This is a genomic window from Cupriavidus sp. 2TAF22 (assembly GCF_052115045.1).
GTDB lineage: Bacteria > Pseudomonadota > Gammaproteobacteria > Burkholderiales > Burkholderiaceae > Cupriavidus.
Genome location: NZ_JBFRFX010000016.1, coordinates 128787 through 144157 on the forward strand (window position 1 = coordinate 128787; position 15371 = coordinate 144157).

15 protein-coding genes are annotated in these 15371 nt (G+C 70.0%); 11 read left to right on the forward strand and 4 right to left on the reverse strand.

The genetic code is table 11. The features are described from left to right. Positions 1-20 precede the first annotated feature (20 nt). Both AB4Z48_RS20670 and AB4Z48_RS20675 read left to right on the forward strand, forming a co-directional pair. The gene (locus tag AB4Z48_RS20670) at positions 21-1124 is read left to right on the forward strand and encodes a 2,5-dihydroxypyridine 5,6-dioxygenase (protein ID WP_441617322.1); all 1104 of its coding nucleotides are present in this window, start codon (positions 21-23) and stop codon (positions 1122-1124) included. Beyond that, positions 1114-1752, forward strand: a complete 639-nt coding sequence (locus AB4Z48_RS20675) for an N-carbamoylsarcosine amidohydrolase (RefSeq protein ID WP_441617324.1) — start codon at positions 1114-1116, stop codon at positions 1750-1752. Before AB4Z48_RS20670 ends, AB4Z48_RS20675 begins: the two co-directional genes overlap by 11 nt. Before the next feature lie 10 nt (positions 1753-1762). On the opposite strand, the gene AB4Z48_RS20680 is transcribed toward AB4Z48_RS20675, so the two are convergent. Then, on the reverse strand, positions 1763-2497 hold the full coding sequence (locus AB4Z48_RS20680) for a TetR/AcrR family transcriptional regulator (protein WP_441617326.1): 735 nt from the start codon (positions 2495-2497) through the stop codon (positions 1763-1765). Positions 2498-2643: 146 nt separating this feature from the next. On the opposite strand from AB4Z48_RS20680, the gene AB4Z48_RS20685 reads away from it, so the two are divergent. Next, on the forward strand, positions 2644-4983 hold the full coding sequence (locus AB4Z48_RS20685) for a molybdopterin cofactor-binding domain-containing protein (RefSeq protein WP_441617328.1): 2340 nt from the start codon (positions 2644-2646) through the stop codon (positions 4981-4983). 6 nt (positions 4984-4989) lie between these two features. Here the strand turns inward: AB4Z48_RS20685 and AB4Z48_RS20690 are convergent, their stop codons facing one another. Next, positions 4990-5499 carry a MarR family winged helix-turn-helix transcriptional regulator gene (locus tag AB4Z48_RS20690; protein WP_441617330.1) on the reverse strand — a complete coding sequence of 170 codons (510 nt, stop codon included), beginning with the start codon at positions 5497-5499 and terminating at the stop codon, positions 4990-4992. Between the two features lie 521 nt (positions 5500-6020). Between AB4Z48_RS20690 and AB4Z48_RS20695 the strand changes: the two genes are divergently transcribed. Both AB4Z48_RS20695 and AB4Z48_RS20700 read left to right on the forward strand, forming a co-directional pair. Beyond that, a complete protein-coding gene (locus AB4Z48_RS20695; protein ID WP_441617331.1) occupies positions 6021-6149 on the forward strand; it encodes a hypothetical protein in 129 nt (42 codons plus the stop codon). A gap of 6 nt (positions 6150-6155) precedes the next feature. Next, a complete protein-coding gene (locus AB4Z48_RS20700) occupies positions 6156-6623 on the forward strand; it encodes a YbaN family protein (RefSeq protein ID WP_441617333.1) in 468 nt (155 codons plus the stop codon). Here AB4Z48_RS20700 and AB4Z48_RS20705 read toward each other — a convergent pair. Beyond that, positions 6620-7306, reverse strand: a complete 687-nt coding sequence (locus tag AB4Z48_RS20705; protein ID WP_441617335.1) for a TetR/AcrR family transcriptional regulator — start codon at positions 7304-7306, stop codon at positions 6620-6622. The genes AB4Z48_RS20700 and AB4Z48_RS20705 overlap by 4 nt on opposite strands. 139 nt (positions 7307-7445) lie before the next feature. Between AB4Z48_RS20705 and AB4Z48_RS20710 the strand changes: the two genes are divergently transcribed. Continuing rightward, positions 7446-8462 carry an LLM class flavin-dependent oxidoreductase gene (locus tag AB4Z48_RS20710; protein WP_441617337.1) on the forward strand — a complete coding sequence of 339 codons (1017 nt, stop codon included), beginning with the start codon at positions 7446-7448 and terminating at the stop codon, positions 8460-8462. Positions 8463-8534: 72 nt separating this feature from the next. Here AB4Z48_RS20710 and AB4Z48_RS20715 read toward each other — a convergent pair whose 3' ends face one another. After that, positions 8535-8759, reverse strand: coding sequence for a hypothetical protein (locus AB4Z48_RS20715; RefSeq protein ID WP_441617387.1), 225 nt, complete (start codon positions 8757-8759; stop codon positions 8535-8537). Positions 8760-8928: 169 nt separating this feature from the next. Between AB4Z48_RS20715 and AB4Z48_RS20720 the strand changes: the two genes are divergently transcribed. The 5 genes from AB4Z48_RS20720 to AB4Z48_RS20740 all read left to right on the forward strand — a co-directional run bounded on the left by AB4Z48_RS20720 (position 8929) and on the right by AB4Z48_RS20740 (position 15370). After that, on the forward strand, positions 8929-9903 hold the full coding sequence (locus AB4Z48_RS20720) for an aldo/keto reductase (protein ID WP_441617339.1): 975 nt from the start codon (positions 8929-8931) through the stop codon (positions 9901-9903). Between the two features lie 23 nt (positions 9904-9926). Beyond that, complete coding sequence (locus AB4Z48_RS20725; protein WP_441617341.1) at positions 9927-10667, forward strand: haloacid dehalogenase type II; 741 nt, start codon at positions 9927-9929, stop codon at positions 10665-10667. Between the two features lie 249 nt (positions 10668-10916). Beyond that, the gene (locus AB4Z48_RS20730; protein WP_441617343.1) at positions 10917-12962 is read left to right on the forward strand and encodes a sigma-54-dependent Fis family transcriptional regulator; all 2046 of its coding nucleotides are present in this window, start codon (positions 10917-10919) and stop codon (positions 12960-12962) included. 215 nt (positions 12963-13177) lie between these two features. Then, a complete protein-coding gene (locus AB4Z48_RS20735; RefSeq protein WP_441617345.1) occupies positions 13178-14326 on the forward strand; it encodes an ATP-NAD kinase family protein in 1149 nt (382 codons plus the stop codon). A 45-nt stretch (positions 14327-14371) separates the two neighbouring features. Beyond that, positions 14372-15370, forward strand: a complete 999-nt coding sequence (locus tag AB4Z48_RS20740) for a thiamine pyrophosphate-dependent dehydrogenase E1 component subunit alpha (protein WP_441617347.1) — start codon at positions 14372-14374, stop codon at positions 15368-15370. The last annotated feature ends 1 nt before the right edge of the window (position 15371 follow it).

A 15371-nucleotide genomic window follows, 5' to 3' on the forward strand; every position in this document is an offset into this window, starting at 1 on the left:
CCGCCAACCAAGGAGAAACCATGCCCGTAAGCGATCACGACCTGACCCAGGCCTGGCGCCAGGTGCTCACCTTGTCCAGGCTGCAGCCCGGACAGACCGTCACGGTGCTGACCGGCGCCGCCACCCACCCGCAGACGCTGCGCACCGCGCAACTGGCGGCGGCGTCGATGGGCGCCATCGTCAACCGGCTCGACCTGCCGCCCGTCAACGGCGAGCGCGCGCTCAGCCGCGACGCGCTGGCCTATCTCGGCACCACGCCGCTGACCGGCAACCCGGCCGCCATCGCCGCGCTCAAGGCCAGCGACCTGGTGCTGGACCTGATGACGCTGCTGTTCTCGCCCGAGCAGCACGAGATCCTGTCCGGCGGCACCAAGATCCTGCTGGCGGTGGAGCCGCCCGAAGTGCTGGTGCGCCTGGTGCCCACCGAGGACGACCGCGCGCGCGTCATGGCCGCCACCGCGCGGCTCGGGCGCGCCGGGGAAATGCACATCACGTCCGGCGCCGGCACTGACCTGCGCTGCGCGCTGGGCGAGTTCCCGGCCATCAGCGAGTACGGTTTCGTCGACAAGCCCGGGCGCTGGGACCACTGGCCGAGCGGCTTCGTGCTGACCTGGCCGAACGAGGGCGGCACCAGCGGACGCATCGTGCTCGACCGCGGCGACATCCTGCTGCCGATGAAGTCCTATGTGCAGGCGCCCGTCGACATCACCGTGCGCAACGGCTATGTCACGCATATCGAAGGCGGCCTCGACGCCGACCTGCTGAGCGACTACATGGCCTCCTTCAACGATCCGGAGGCCTACGCCATGTCGCATATCGGCTGGGGCCTGCAGCCGCGCGCGCGCTGGTCCACGCTGGCCATGTACGACCGCGAGGCCACCATCGGCATGGACGCACGCGCCTTCGAAGGCAATTTCCTGTGCTCCTTCGGTCCCAACAACGAGGCCGGCGGCAGCCGCACCACGGCTTGCCATATCGATATCCCGGTGCGGCATTGCACCGTGCGGCTCGATGGTGAGGCGGTGGTCGAGCGCGGCAAGGTGCTGGACGGCTGGCACCAGGCCGGCCAGGCGCAGTCGAACCAGGGGCAAACACACGAGAGCGGAGCCACCCATGCACGATGAAGCCACCACCTACCAGCGCCAGGGCTTTGGCGCCACGCTGGCGCCCAGGGCGCCCTACGGCCTGCTGATCATCGACTTCGTCAACGGCTTCGCCAATCCGGAGGTGTTCGGCGGCGGCAATATCCCTGCCGCCATCGCCAACACCGTGCCGTTGCTGGCCACCGCGCGAGAGCAGGGCTGGCCGGTGGCGCACAGCCGCATCGTGTTCGCCGACGACGACAGCGACCAGAATATCTTCACCCTGAAGGTGCCCGGCATGCTGGGCCTGAAGGAAGCCAGCCACGACAGCGCCATCGTGCCGCAGCTCGCGCCGCGCGCCGGCGAGCTGGTGGTGCGCAAGACGGTGCCCTCGGCCTTCTTCGGCACCTCGCTGGCGGCGTGGCTGACGCAGCGTGGCGTGCAGACGCTGCTGGTGGCGGGCTGCGTCACCAGCGGCTGCGTGCGCGCCAGCGTGGTCGATGCGATGTCGCTGGGCTTTCGCCCGCTGGTGCTGTCCGATTGCGTGGGCGACCGCGCTATCGGCCCGCACGACGCCAACCTGTTCGACATGGCGCAGAAATACGCCAGCGTGATGCCGCGCGACGAGGCGCTGGCGTTGCTGGCGCGCACCGGTGGCGATGCGCGCTGAGCCGGGGCGGCTAGGCGCGCCGGGCGCGCGTAGCCTTCCTGGGGGGCGCGGGCTCCGTCGGCGCCGCGACCGGCGCGCTGCCGGACGGGACCACGCAGACCGTGCTCAGCACGGTGCGCTGCATCATGTTGCGCCAGTGCTCGAGCGCGGCCTTGCTCATCATCGGCTCGCCCAGGAAGGCGCTGAGCGTATGATGGTTCGAGTTGTAGAAGTAGCCCAGCGAGGCGATCACCAGGTAGACATCGCGGGCGCGCACATCGGCATGAAACAGGCCGGCGGCCTTGCCGCGCTCGAGGATGCCGTCGAGCACCGACAAGGCATAGCTGGAAATGTCCCTGAGCCGGCCGGATTTCTTGGCGTGCTTGCCCTGGCTCATGTTCTCGCTCGACAGGATGGCGACGAACTCGGGATGCTCCAGGTAGTAGTTCCAGACGAAGTCGACCAGTTGCGTCAGTGCGCGCACGGGGTCCCCGGCGTCGAGCTTGAGTGCCTGTTCGGCCTCGTTGAGCTGGGTGTAGATGGTTTCCAGCACTTCGACGAACAGCTTTTCCTTGCTGCCGAAGTAGTAATAGATCATGCGGTCGTAGGTCTTGGCCAGCGACGAGATGCGTTCCACGCGCCCGCCCTCGTAGCCGCCCATGGCGAAGACCTTGATGGCTGCCTTGAGGATCTTGGCCCGGGTGTCCTGAGCCTGCCGGGCCCGGGTTCCGGCTGCCGCGCTCTTCCTAGCGGTCGGGGTGTTCATATGTCTGGGGCCTGAAGCCGCGTTGCTGTGCTGATCAAGGCTGGGAGTATAACGGGCAGGGCATGGCGCGCCGCAAACGCGGCGCCCGCGCGCGCACCGAAGTGATGAACAAGGGATGGACAAGGGATGGACGAGTGAGGGAAGCCATGCAAACCGACCCCGCCGCCGCGCAGGCCGATGCGCGCGCATCATCGTCAGTGGCCGCCTCCGCGACCTCGCCCGGCGCGCTGCGCGACGCGCTGCTGCGCAGGCAAGGCGCCTTGCTGGTGACGCGCGCGCCACAGGCCGCGCCGCGTCCGGCGCCGGGGCAGCCCGGCGCGGCATCGGACTATGTGGCGGCGCAGCCTGACATCTTCGTGGCGCTGCTCGACAACGGCGAGATCCTCGCCTTCAACGGCCATGTGGACCTCGGCACCGGCATCCGCACCTCGCTGGCGCAGATCGTGGCCGAGGAGCTCGACGTGCCGGCCGCGCGCGTGGCGATGACGCTGGGCCATACCGAGGCCACGCCCAACCAGGGCCCCACCATTGCCAGCGCCACCATCCAGATCTCGGCGCTGCCGCTGCGGCGCGCGGCGGCGCAGGCCATGGCCTGGCTGCGCGAACGTGCCGCGCAGCGGCTGGGCGTGCCCGCCGCCACGCTGGCCGCGGACGACGGCCGGCTGCGCGTGAAGGGCGCGCCGGACCAGGCACTGTCGTATGCCGAACTGCTGGCGGGCGAACATGTCGAGTTGCCGCTGGCCGACCAGTTCGACACCAAGCCGGTCTCCGAATACCGCGTGGTCGGCCGCGCCGCGGCGCGTGTCGATATTCCCGCCAAGGCCACGGCGCAACTGGCCTTCGTGCATGACGTGCGCGTACCCGGCATGGTGCACGGCCGCGTGGTGCGTCCGCCCTACGCAGGCCGCGATTGCGGCGACTTCGTCGGCACCAGCCTGCGCGGGGTGGACCGCGCCTCGCTCGAGGGCGTGCGCGGCGTCATCGACGTGGTGGTGCAGGGCGATTTCGTCGGCGTGGTGGCGCAGCGCGAGGAGCAGGCCATGCAGGCCGCGCGCCGCCTGCGCGTGGACTGGAAGCCGGTGCCGCCGCTGCCCGCGCTCAATGGCCCGGGCGAGGCGGAGGCCGCGCTGCGCGCCAACCCCGCCACGCGCCGCCAGCTGGTGGACGAAGGCGACGTGGCCGGCGCGCTCGAAGCCGCGCGGGGCAGCGGCAAGGTGCTGTCGCGCAGCTATGCATGGCCGTTCCAGATGCATGCCTCGATCGGCCCCTCGTGTGCGGTGGCCGACTACCGCGACGACGGCCTCACCGTGTGGTCCGGCACGCAGAACCCGCATGTCCTGCGCATCGATCTCGCGCGCCTCACCGGTCTCGACGAAGGCTGTATCGAGATCGTGCGCATGGAGGCTGCCGGGTGCTACGGGCGTAACTGCGCCGACGACGTCTGCGCTGACGCCGTGCTGCTTTCGCGCGCGGTGAAGCGGCCCGTGCGCGTGCAGCTCAGCCGCGAACAGGAACACCTGTGGGAGCCCAAGGGCGCGGCGCAGCTGATGGACGTGCGCGCGGCCATCGGCGCCGCCGGCGACCTGCTCGCCTATGACTTCGTCAGCCGCTATCCGTCCAATGACGCGCCCACGCTGGCGCTGCTGCTCACCGGCATCGTCGACAATGCCCCGCGCACGCTGCAGATGGGCGACCGCACTGCCGTGCCGCCGTACCACTACGCCAGTGCGCGCATCGCCTGCGATGACACGCCGGCCATCGTGCGGGCCTCCTGGCTGCGCGGCGTCTCGGCGTTGCCCAATGTGTTCGCGCACGAGTGCCTGATCGACGAGATCGCCCACGAAGCCGGCGCCGATCCGCTCGCCTTCCGCCTGCGCCACCTGCCCGACGAACGCGCCAGCGCGCTGTTGCGCGAACTGGCGACGCACGCCGGCTGGCGCGAAGGCGCGCGCGGCACGCGCGGCACGCCTGGCGCGGACGGCCTGCTGCGCGGGCGCGGCGTGGCTTACGCCCGCTATGTCCATAGCCGGTTTCCCGGTTTCGGCGCCGCCTGGGCGGCCTGGGTGGTAGACCTCACGGTGGCGCCCGATACCGGCGAGATCGTCGTGCAGCGGCTGGTGGTCGCGCAGGACACCGGCATGATGGTCAACCCCGACGGCGTGCGCCACCAGGTGCAGGGCAACGTGGTGCAGGCCCTGGGCCGCGTGCTCAAGGAGCAGGTGCGTTTCGACGCGGCGGGCGTGGCAAGCCGCGAATGGGGCAGCTATCCGCTGCTGGCCTTCCCGGAACTGCCGCCGATCGAGGTGCTGTTGTTGGAACGGCAGGAGGAAGCGCCCATGGGCGCCGGTGAGTCGGCTTCGCTGCCGGGCGCGCCGGCCATTGCCAATGCCTTGTTCGATGCCACCGGCGTGCGGCTGCGGCGCGCGCCCTTCACGCCGGAGGCGGTGCTGGCGGCGCTGGCCGGCAGCATCGCGCAGCCGGCCTGACGCCGGCTACGCCTGCGCGTCCGGCGCGGCGTCGCGTTCGCCGCGTTCGTCGCACTCGCTCATCTTGCGCAGCAGGTAGAGGATCGCCACACGTTCGGCCGGGTTGAGGTCGCCGAAGGTCTGCTCGGAGATGCGGTGCGCGAACGGCACCGTTTCCTCGATCAGCGCGAGACCGCCCGGCGTGACGGTGACCACCACCTTGCGGCGGTCGTTGGCATCGTGCGATACCGCCACCAGCGCCCGCGCCTTGAGCCGCTCGATGATGCCGCGCACGGTGGCCTGGTCGATGGCGGTGGCGCGCACGATCTCGCTGAGCGAGCAGGAGCCGCGGTCGTTGACCGCGCACATCACCACGAACTGCGCGGCGGTGAGCTGCGAATCGGCAATGGTCTGCTGGAAGATCGCCACATGGCGCTGGTAGGCGCGCCGCAGCAGGTGGCCGACCTGCTCGGTGAAATCGTAGGGTGCGGCGGCGGGTGCTTGCGCGGCGGTCTTGTGCGCGGAGGAAGAGGACACGATGAGCGGTCTGCAGGCAGGGGTAGACGTGCCTGCGAGTATACCGGCCGTGACCGTGCGCGGCAGCATTTATCGCGTGCCATTCCTGCGCATTGCATGCGCGGCATGACGCAGCGCAAGGATGCCGCACGGGCAGCATTTCACAACCGCCACGGCGTCGCCGGGCAGCGCGACGGCAAACCATCGGACGTCGGCGGGTAGCCGCGCAATCCCTCCAGCTAGGTGAATGAACCTCGCACTGATTCCGGCCTCGCGCTGGCAGCGTCTGTCCCAGGCCAAGGCACTGGCGCCGGCGACTGCCGCCGAAGCGCTACTATATGCCGTGCCGTGCGGTGTGCCGCGTACGGGAATTCGCGCCGGATTCCGGCCTTGCCTGTGTGCGAAAGCCAGCACGGGCGCCAGGGTCTCACCTTGCCCCCTGCCGTGGCGGCGCGCGACAATGGGCACGGCCGCGTGCTGGCGCAGTGGGCGCGTCCAGTCGCCGAAGCATCCGCGCCGGCCGAACCGAGAGAAACCGAGACATGCTGCCGGCCCTTGCCGACTCTCCAGACAGACTTACGCTGCCGCAGCGTCTCAAGCACGAGACCGCCGCGCAGGATGCCTTCGACCGCTTCGGCGCGTTGCTGCGGCGCAATTTCTCACTGTGGTGACAAGCCTTGGATGATGCCGACGCAGCCTGCGCGCGCGACGCGGTGCCGCCTACGAGGGCCGCCGCCGCGGAGGCTTCCCAAGACACCCCGCTGCGGCTGGCGCGCACGCGCACCGCGCGCGCGCTGCTGACGGCGCTGGCGCTGCTGAGCCTGGGCGTGGCCATCCTGGGGCTGTTCGTGCCGGGGCTGCCGAGCACGGAGTTCGTACTGCTGTCCGCGTGGGCCGCGGCCAAGGGCTCGCCGCGCCTGCATGCATGGTTGCTGGGCCATCGCGTGTTCGGGCCCATGCTCTATAACTGGCATCACGGCCGCATGGTCAGCCGGCGCGCCAAATGGAGCGCCACGGCGGCGATGACGGTGTGCGCCGGCGTGCTGCTGTTCGGCATGCACCGGCCCTGGCTGGCCTATGGCGCGATTGCCTGCATGGCGTGCGTGCTGGCCTGGCTGTGGTGCCGTCCCGAGCCGCCGGGCTAGGCCGCCTGCACCTCCCGCCCCCTGGCGGCCCTGGTGGCCCTGGTGGCGCGCGCCGCTTTCACGGCCTTGCCGGGCCACGCCTGCATCGCCATCTCCGCCATCTGTTCCAGCGCGATACGCGTGGCGCCGTCGCGCGCCTGCATCGACATGCCCTGCATCACTGCGTTGAAGAAGCGCGCGAGCGCTGCGGCGTCGGCGTCCGCGGCAAGCTCGCCTTGTGCGATGCCGGCCTCGATGCGCGCCTGCATGGCCTGTTCCTTCTCGCGGCGGCGCTGGCGCAGGGTGTCCTCGATATAGGCGCAGTCGGCCGAATGGCTGGTGCCGCTCATGAGGAAGCAGCCGGCCGGATTGCCCTTGGCGCTGAACAGCGCGGCCGCGCCGCGGAGCAGCCCGTGCACGGCGTCGCGGGCGCTGCCGCCGGCCTCGAGCGGCCCGTACAGCAGCGCGCCATGCGTCTGCGCATAGCGCTCCACCGCCTCGTAGAACAACTGCTCCTTGCTGCCGAACGCGGCGTACAGGCTCGGCGCCGTGATCGACATCGCCTCGGTCAGCGTGGCGATCGAAGTGGATTCATAGCCATATCGCCAGAACAGCGACAAGGCCTGGCCCAGCGCCGTCTCGCGATCGAATTGCCTGGGCCGTCCGCGGCCCGCACCGGAAACACTCTTTTTCATAGTGGTCATTATATTTTTCCGTTGCCAGTCGCACCAGCGTGTGATTAATATAGCGATCGTTCAATAAATTGCCGGGCTGGCCGCGCCGTCCCGCCGGACCTTCCGCGGGACGTTTTGCCGCCATCCGTCGCAGTCAATCTTCGTCGCCATGATTCCCTATTCCCTGCTTGACCTGTCCCCCATCGTGGAAGGCGGCGATGCCGGCCAGGCCATGCGCAACTCGCTGGCGCTCGCGCAGCACGCCGAGCGTCTTGGCTACCATCGTTTCTGGCTGGCCGAGCACCACAATATGCCCGGCATCGCCAGCGCCGCCACGGCCGTGCTGATCGGTTATGTCGCCAACGGCACTTCCACCATCCGCGTGGGTTCGGGCGGCATCATGCTGCCGAATCACTCGCCGCTGGTGGTGGCCGAGCAGTTTGGCACGCTCGAAGCCTTGTTTCCCGGCCGCATCGACCTCGGCCTGGGCCGCGCGCCCGGCACCGACCAGTCCACCGCGCGCGCGCTGCGCCGCAGCGCCACGCAGGATACCGCCGACGCCTTCCCGCAGGACGTGGAAGAGCTGCAAGCGTACTTCGATGCGCCGCGCCCCGGCCAGCGGCTGCGCGCCGTGCCAGGCGCGGGCCTGAAGGTGCCGCTGTGGCTGCTCGGCTCGAGCCTGTTCAGCGCGCAGCTGGCCGCCGCCATGGGCCTGCCCTTCGCCTTTGCCTCGCACTTCGCGCCGGGCTTCATGCGCCAGGCGGTGGATCTCTACCGCCAGACCTTCCGGCCCTCCGAGCAACTGGCCAGGCCCCACGTCATGCTTGGCCTCAATGTATTCGCCGCAGACAGCGATGCGCAGGCGCGCCGGCTGTTCAGCTCGCTGCAGCAGCAGTTCCTGGCGCTGGTGCGCGGCACGCCGGGCCCGATCCGCGCGCCGGTGGACGATATCGAATCGCTGTGGAGCGAGACCGAGGCCACCCATATCCGCCGCTCGCTGGCATGCTCGGTGGTGGGGGACGCGCAGGGCGTGCGCGCCGGCGTGCAGCGCTTTGTCGACGACCTGCGCCCGGACGAGCTGATGCTTACCGCGCAGATCCACGATCACCAAGCGCGGCTGCGCTCGTTCGAAATCGCGGCGCAAGTGATGAAGGAACTGGAGCCCGCCGCGCGCGCCGCCATCTGAGGCGCGCCGGAAAATAGACAGGGCGGCCAGTCCGCCCTTGCCGGCTCGCGCGCCGGCGCGGAACAAGACGTGTCAGGCGGCGAGCTTGAACACGCCGACCGCGCGCTTCATCGACTGCGCCTGCTCCGCCAGCGCCTGGGCCGCTGCCGCGGCCTGTTCCACCAGCGCGGCGTCCTGCTGCGGCACCGCATCCATCTGGTTGACCGCCTGCCCGACCTGCCCGATGCCGGCGGTCTGTTCTCGCCGCCGCGCCGCGCGATCTCCGGTGCATTCACCGCCAGCGCGCCGGCCTGGCACGCTGCCGCCGGCAAGCTTTGCGTTCCCTGCCTACAATGTGCTTTTCGCCGCGCCTGGACCGGCGCGGCACCTTTGCCGCCGGCAGTCATGCCAGATGGGGTTCGGGCAGGGCAGCGGCCCGACAGCGGTCTGACGGGGGCGGTTCGATGCAACTCGCGGAGCAACACGGATGACCTCAAGCATCACCAACAGCATCACCAGGCGCAAACTGGGCAGGTCCGGGCTGGAAGTCTCGCCGCTGGCATTCGGCGGCAATGTGTTCGGCTGGAGTGTCGACGAAGCCACTTCGTTCAGGCTGCTGGATGCCTTCGTCGGCGCCGGACTCAATTTCATCGACACGGCCGACGTCTATTCCCGCTGGGTACCCGGCAACCAGGGCGGCGAATCCGAGGCCATCCTCGGCAAATGGTTCCGGCGCAGCGGCAAGCGCGCCGATGTCGTGCTGGCGACCAAGGTCGGCATGGACATGGGCGAAGGCCGCAAGGGCCTGTCGCGCGCCTATATCGAGCGCGCGGTGGACGCCTCGCTGCAGCGCCTGCAGACCGACTACATCGATCTCTACCAGTCGCACACCGACGACCAGGACACGCCGCTGGAGGAGACGCTGGACACCTACGACCGTCTCATCAAGGCCGGCAAGGTGCGCGCCATCGGTGCTTCCAACTACACCGCCGCGCGCCTGGCCGAGGCGCTGGAGACCAGCCGGCGCCTCGGCCTGCCGCGCTACGAGAGCCTGCAGCCGCACTACAATCTTTACACCCGCAATGAGTATGAGAGCGAGCTGGAAACGCTGGTACTGCGCGAAGGGATCGGGGTGTTCAACTACTACGCGCTGGCCAGCGGCTTGCTGAGCGGCAAGTACCGCTCCGAGGCCGATCTCGACAAGAGCAGCGCGCGCGGCCAGCGGGTCAAGGCCTACCTGGATGCGCGCGGCCTGGGCATCCTGGCCGCACTGGACGATGTGGCGGCGCGGCACGGCGCCAATCCCACGCGGGTCGCGCTGGCGTGGCAGATCGCGCGTCCCAGCATCACCGCGCCCATCGCCAGCGCCACCTCGGTCGCGCAGCTCGACGACCTGATCGCCGCCACGCGCCTGCAACTGGGCGCGGACGATATCGCATTGCTCGACAAGGCCAGCGCCTGAGCGCGGCCGAACCTGGAGCGGACATGGACAGCAAGAAGGAAGACAGCAAGGGCCACGGGCTTGGCGAGGTCAAGGCGCTGGTGTTCGATGTGTTCGGCACGGTGGTGGACTGGCGCAGCAGCGTCAGCGCCGACCTCGCCGCGTTCGGCAAGCGCAAGGGCATCGAGGCGGACTGGGTGGCGTTCGCCGATGCCTGGCGCGCCGGCTATGTGCCCGGCATGGACCGCGTGCGCGAGGGCGAGCGGCCCTGGGCCAATATCGACGTGCTGCACCGCGAGCGGCTCGACGTGCTGCTCGACGAGTTCGGCATCGAAGGCCTGGACGAAGTGGAGAAGGACTATCTCAACCGCGCCTGGCACCGGCTCTCGGGCTGGCCCGACACCGTGCCGGGCCTCACGCGGCTGAAGCAGCGCTACATCATCTCCACGTTTTCCAACGGTAGCGTGTCCTGCCTGGTGAATACCGCCAGGCATGCCGGCCTGCCCTGGGACGCGGTGTTCAGCGCCGATATCGTGCGGCATTTCAAGCCGGACCCGAGGATCTACCGCGGCGTGATCGGCTTTCTCGGCCTGCGCCCGCACGAGGTGATGCTGGTGGCGGCGCACAACGACGACCTGCGCCACGGGCGCTCGCACGGCATGCGCACCGCCTACGTCAATCGGCCTGCCGAATACGGCCCGAACCAGTCCAGGGATCTTGCCGCCGAATCCGACTGGGATGTGGTGGTGAGCAGCATGACCGAGCTGGCGGACCGGATCTGCTGATCCGTCCGGTTTCGTGCTTTCCGTCTCGCGCGGGTCGTCGCATGCGCCGGCCCGCGCACATCCAGGGCGGAGATCCGCGCGCGTGCGCGGCGCATGAAGTGCAGGCCGCACATCGCATGAAGAGGTTTGCCCAAGCGGTTTGCCCAAGCGGCTCCCTGTCGGATACATTAGGATTCCCGGCCGCCCGTCATTCCAGAGGCACATAGAGCCGGCGACGGCGCCAGGCCGGGAGACGACAAGGAGACGACGATGGACCTGCGGCAACGCGAGCACATCGATACGGTAGTGCAGCTCACCACGCACGCCGGCGCGCTGTTGCCGCGCGCGCCCGAGACCATCATCCAGAACTCCTGGCGGCGCTGCGTGCACCAGTACGGCCTGGACCCGGCGCGCATGCAGCAGGCCTGCATCCTGCCGCAGACGCGCCTGCGCGAGCACCAGCAGCGCATCGACGATTTCGCCCGCATCGCGCGCCACGGGCTGCAGACGCTGTACAGCCAGGTCGCCGGCATGGGCTACGTGGTGCTGCTCACCGACGCGCAGGGCGTGACGGTGGACTACCTCGGCGACGCCAGTGCCGATGCGCGGCTGCGCCGCGCCGGCCTGTACCTGGGCGCGCAGTGGAGCGAGGCCGGCGCCGGCACCTGCGCGGTGGGCACCGCGCTGGCCACCGGGCAGGCGCTGACCGTGCACCAGGCCGACCATTTCGACGCCACCCATATCCCGCTGACCTGCACCGCCGCGCCGCTGTTCGATTCGCACGGCAGCCTCTGCGCCATCCTCGACATCTCCGCGCTGACCTCGCCGCAGGCCAAGGACAGCCAGGGACTGGCGCTGCAGATGGTGCGCATCTACGCCAGCCATATCGAGAACGCCAGCTTCCTGCGCAGCCATCGCGAAGACTGGATCCTCAAGCTCAATGCCGCGCCGGAATTCGTCGACGTGAACCCGGAATACCTGCTCGCGCTCGACGCCGGCGGCCGCGTGGTCGGGCACAACCGCCGCGCGCAGCAGATGCTGGGGGCCGAACCCGGCTTGGGCGGGGCGCCCCTGCTTGGCATGGCCTTCGAGGCGCTGTTCGACGCGCGCCTCGACGAACTGGGCCGCTTCGTGCATTCGCGCCCGAGCGAGCAGCGCGCGCTGGCCCTGTCGCGCAGCGGCACGCGGCTCTACCTGAGCGTGATGCCGCCGGCGCTGCGCTGGCAGCCGGCCGCCGCCGTGCGCAGCGCGCCGCTGCAAGCGCCGCTGGCGGCCCTGTGCGGCGGCGATGACGCGCTGCAGCAGCAATTGCTGCGCGCCGCCAAGCTGGTCGACTCCCCGATCAACCTGCTGATCAACGGCGAGACCGGCAGCGGCAAGGAATATCTCGCCAAGGCGCTGCACCAGTCCAGCGGACGCCGCCAGGGGCCCTTCGTGGCGGTGAACTGCGCGGCGATCCCCGAATCGCTGATCGAGAGCGAGCTGTTCGGCCACCTGCCCAACAGCTTCTCCGGCGCCGGCTCGCGGCCCAAGCGCGGCCTCATCCAGGAAGCGGACGGCGGCACCCTGTTCCTCGACGAGATCGGCGACATGCCGCGCGAGCTGCAATCGCGCCTGCTGCGCGTGCTGGCCGAAGGCGAGGTGCTGGCCATCGGCGCGGCGCGGCCGGTGCCGGTCAATGTGCGCGTGATCTCCGCCACCCACCATCCGCTGGACCAGCTGGTGAGCAGCGGCCGCTTCCGCGAAGACCTCTACTACCGGCTCAACGGCGCCCGCCTGATGCTGCCGCCGCTGCGCGAGCGCTCGGACCTCGACTGGCTGATCGGCAAGATGCTTGGCACTGGCACTGGCACTGGCACTGGCACTGGCACTGGCATCGGCACCGTCAGCCTGTCGCCGGCGGCGCGCGCGCGCCTGCACGCGCATGCCTGGCCCGGCAACCTGCGCGAACTGCGCAACGCGCTCGAGTATGCGCGCGCGATCTGCACCGACGGACATATCGAGGTGGAAGACCTGCCCGAAGGCATTGGCGCGGCGGCGCGCCAGCAAGGCCTGCTTGCCACGGCGGCCGCGCCGGCGGCGCCGGCCGCCACCATGGCGCAGACGATCCCGGTCCCGCTCACGGTGCCGGCACCCGGCTTCGACCCGCACCAGCTGCCGCCCGAAGCCATGTTGCTGATGCAATATCTGCGCGCCGCCGGCTGGAACCTCAGCGCGGTGGCACGCCAGATCGGCGTGAGCCGCATGACGCTGTACCGGCGCATGGCGCGCTACGGCATCGCGTCCCCCAACCAGCGCGACGCGGCGCACGACTGAGCGCGGCGACGCGCTTGGCCCCGCGCCGCGCGACACCTGTCCAGCGGCCGTACACCTGATGCTGTGACACCTGTCACGCGGTGCGCCGCCACGCCCGGCCAAAGGCCCTTTTTCCTGCGGGTAATCCCGCGCTTTTCCTGCCCTGCGCGCGTGTCCGGTGGGTGGCACGCCCATTGCGATATGCCTGTCACAAGACAAGACGGCAGGAGACACGCATGGGTGAGCAGACGCTGGCCGAACGGCCCCTGGTGGGCATCATCGCCAATCCGGTCTCGGCGCGCGATATCCGCCGCGTGATCGCCAACGCCAACACGCTGCAACTGGCCGACCGCGTCAATATCGTGCTGCGCCTGCTGGCCGCGCTGGCCGCCTGCGGCGTGGGTCGCGTGCTGATGATGCCGGACCGCGAGGGCATGCGCGTGCTGCTGGCGCGGCACCTCGCGCGTCGCCAGGGGCCGGACGCCGCGCTGCCCGGGGTGGAGTACCTCGACATGCCGGTCACCGCCCGCGTGGACGACACCTTCCTGGCCGCGCGCATGCTGCGCGAAGCGGGGGTGTCCGCCATCATCGTGCTCGGCGGCGACGGCACCCACCGCGCCGTGGTGCGCGAATGCGGCGACGTGCCGATCGCCGGCATCTCCACCGGCACCAACAACGCCTATCCCGAAATGCGCGAGGCCACCATCACCGGGCTCGCCACCGGCCTGTTCGCCAGCGGGCGCATTCCGGCGGCGCACTCGCTGGCCGGCAACAAGCGGCTGGACATCTGCATCGCCGGCACGAACGAGGTGCGCCGCGATATTGCGCTGGTGGATGCGGTCATCTCCCACGAGCACTTCATCGGCGCGCGCGCCCTGTGGAAGACCGAGACGCTGGGCGCCGTGTACCTCGCCTTCGCCGATCCGCAGGCCATCGGCCTGTCCGCCATCGGCGGCCTGCTCGACCCGGTGGGCCGGCACGAATCCGGCGGGCTGGCCATTGAGCTGGCGGCTGCAGGCGCAGGCCGCTTCGAACTGCGCGCGCCGATCGCGCCTGGCTTGCTCAGCGCGGTGCCCATCGCAGGCTGGGAGCGCCTGACCGACGGCGTGCCGCACCGCGTGCGCCAGCGCAGCGGCGTCGTCGCGCTGGACGGCGAGCGCGAGCTGGTGTTCGGCGAGCAAGACGAAGTCACCGTGACGCTGCGCGAGCGCGCCTTCCTCAGCATCGACGTGGCGGCCTGCATGCGCTACGCCGCCGCCGCCGGGCTGATGCGCGGCGGCCGCGCGCCGAGCGCGCAGGCGCCGCCTTCGCATGCGGCGCCGCCCCTGGCGTCCCGGCCAGTCTCGCAGCCGTACCCGCACCCGCATCCGCACCCTCAGTCGTAACCCCGCTCACATACCGCCACTGCAAAAACCGTGAAGGAGACAGACATGACGACAACCTCAAGCAGCCAGAACACGCTGCCCCTCGGCAAGGAAGACCTGCTCGCCGTCTACCGCCGCATGCGCACCATCCGCGATTTCGAGGAGCGCCTGCACGTGGACTTCGGCCGCGGCGACATCCCCGGCTTCGTCCACCTCTATGCCGGCGAGGAAGCCGCCGGCGTTGGCATCCTGCATCACCTCGGCGACGGCGACCGCATCGCCAGCACGCACCGCGGCCACGGCCACTGCATCGCCAAGGGCGTGGACCCGGTGGCGATGATGAAGGAGATCTACGGGCGCAAGGGCGGCTCGTGCAACGGCAAGGGCGGCTCCATGCATATCGCCGACCTGTCCAAGGGCATGATGGGCGCCAACGGCATCCTCGGCGCGGGCGCGCCGCTGATCTGCGGCGCCGCGCTGGCGGCCAAGTTCCGCGGCAAGGGCGAGATCGGCATCACCTTCGCCGGCGACGGCGCCTCCAACCAGGGCACCTTCCTGGAGAGCCTGAACCTGGCCGCCGTATGGAACCTGCCGGTCATCTTCGTGATTGAGAACAACGGCTATGCCGAATCGACCGCGCGCGACTATGGCACCGCGGTGGACAGCTATGTGGACCGCGCCGCCGGCTTCGGCATTCCCGGCGTGACCGTGGATGGCACCGATTTCTTCGCCGTGCACGAGGCTGCCGGCGAAGTCATCAAGCGCGCCCGCGAAGGCGGCGGCCCGGCCCTGCTCGAATGCAAGATGGTGCGCTTCTACGGCCATTTCGAAGGCGATGCGCAGACCTACCGCGCCAGCGGCGAGCTCGACGACATCCGCGCCAACAAGGACTGCCTGAAGAAGTTCTCCGCCACCGTGACCCAGGCCGGCGTGCTCGCGCCGGAGGAGCTCAAGGCCATCGACGAACAGGTCGCCGCGCTGATCGAAGACGCGGTGCAGCAGGCCAAGGCCGCGCCGTTCCCGACCGCCGCCGACCTGCTGACCGACGTGTACGTCAGCTACTGAG

Coding starts and splice junctions, on each gene's coding strand:
- AB4Z48_RS20710 (WP_441617337.1), top strand. CDS start 7,446: ATGATTCCCTATTCCCTGCTTGACCTGTCCCCCATCGTGGAAGGCGGC.
- AB4Z48_RS20720 (WP_441617339.1), top strand. CDS start 8,929: ATGACCTCAAGCATCACCAACAGCATCACCAGGCGCAAACTGGGCAGG.
- AB4Z48_RS20680 (WP_441617326.1), bottom strand. CDS start 2,497: ATGAACACCCCGACCGCTAGGAAGAGCGCGGCAGCCGGAACCCGGGCC.
- AB4Z48_RS20725 (WP_441617341.1), top strand. CDS start 9,927: ATGGACAGCAAGAAGGAAGACAGCAAGGGCCACGGGCTTGGCGAGGTC.
- AB4Z48_RS20740 (WP_441617347.1), top strand. CDS start 14,372: ATGACGACAACCTCAAGCAGCCAGAACACGCTGCCCCTCGGCAAGGAA.
- AB4Z48_RS20675 (WP_441617324.1), top strand. CDS start 1,114: ATGCACGATGAAGCCACCACCTACCAGCGCCAGGGCTTTGGCGCCACG.
- AB4Z48_RS20735 (WP_441617345.1), top strand. CDS start 13,178: ATGGGTGAGCAGACGCTGGCCGAACGGCCCCTGGTGGGCATCATCGCC.
- AB4Z48_RS20685 (WP_441617328.1), top strand. CDS start 2,644: ATGCAAACCGACCCCGCCGCCGCGCAGGCCGATGCGCGCGCATCATCG.
- AB4Z48_RS20670 (WP_441617322.1), top strand. CDS start 21: ATGCCCGTAAGCGATCACGACCTGACCCAGGCCTGGCGCCAGGTGCTC.
- AB4Z48_RS20695 (WP_441617331.1), top strand. CDS start 6,021: ATGCTGCCGGCCCTTGCCGACTCTCCAGACAGACTTACGCTGCCGCAG.
- AB4Z48_RS20705 (WP_441617335.1), bottom strand. CDS start 7,306: ATGACCACTATGAAAAAGAGTGTTTCCGGTGCGGGCCGCGGACGGCCC.
- AB4Z48_RS20730 (WP_441617343.1), top strand. CDS start 10,917: ATGGACCTGCGGCAACGCGAGCACATCGATACGGTAGTGCAGCTCACC.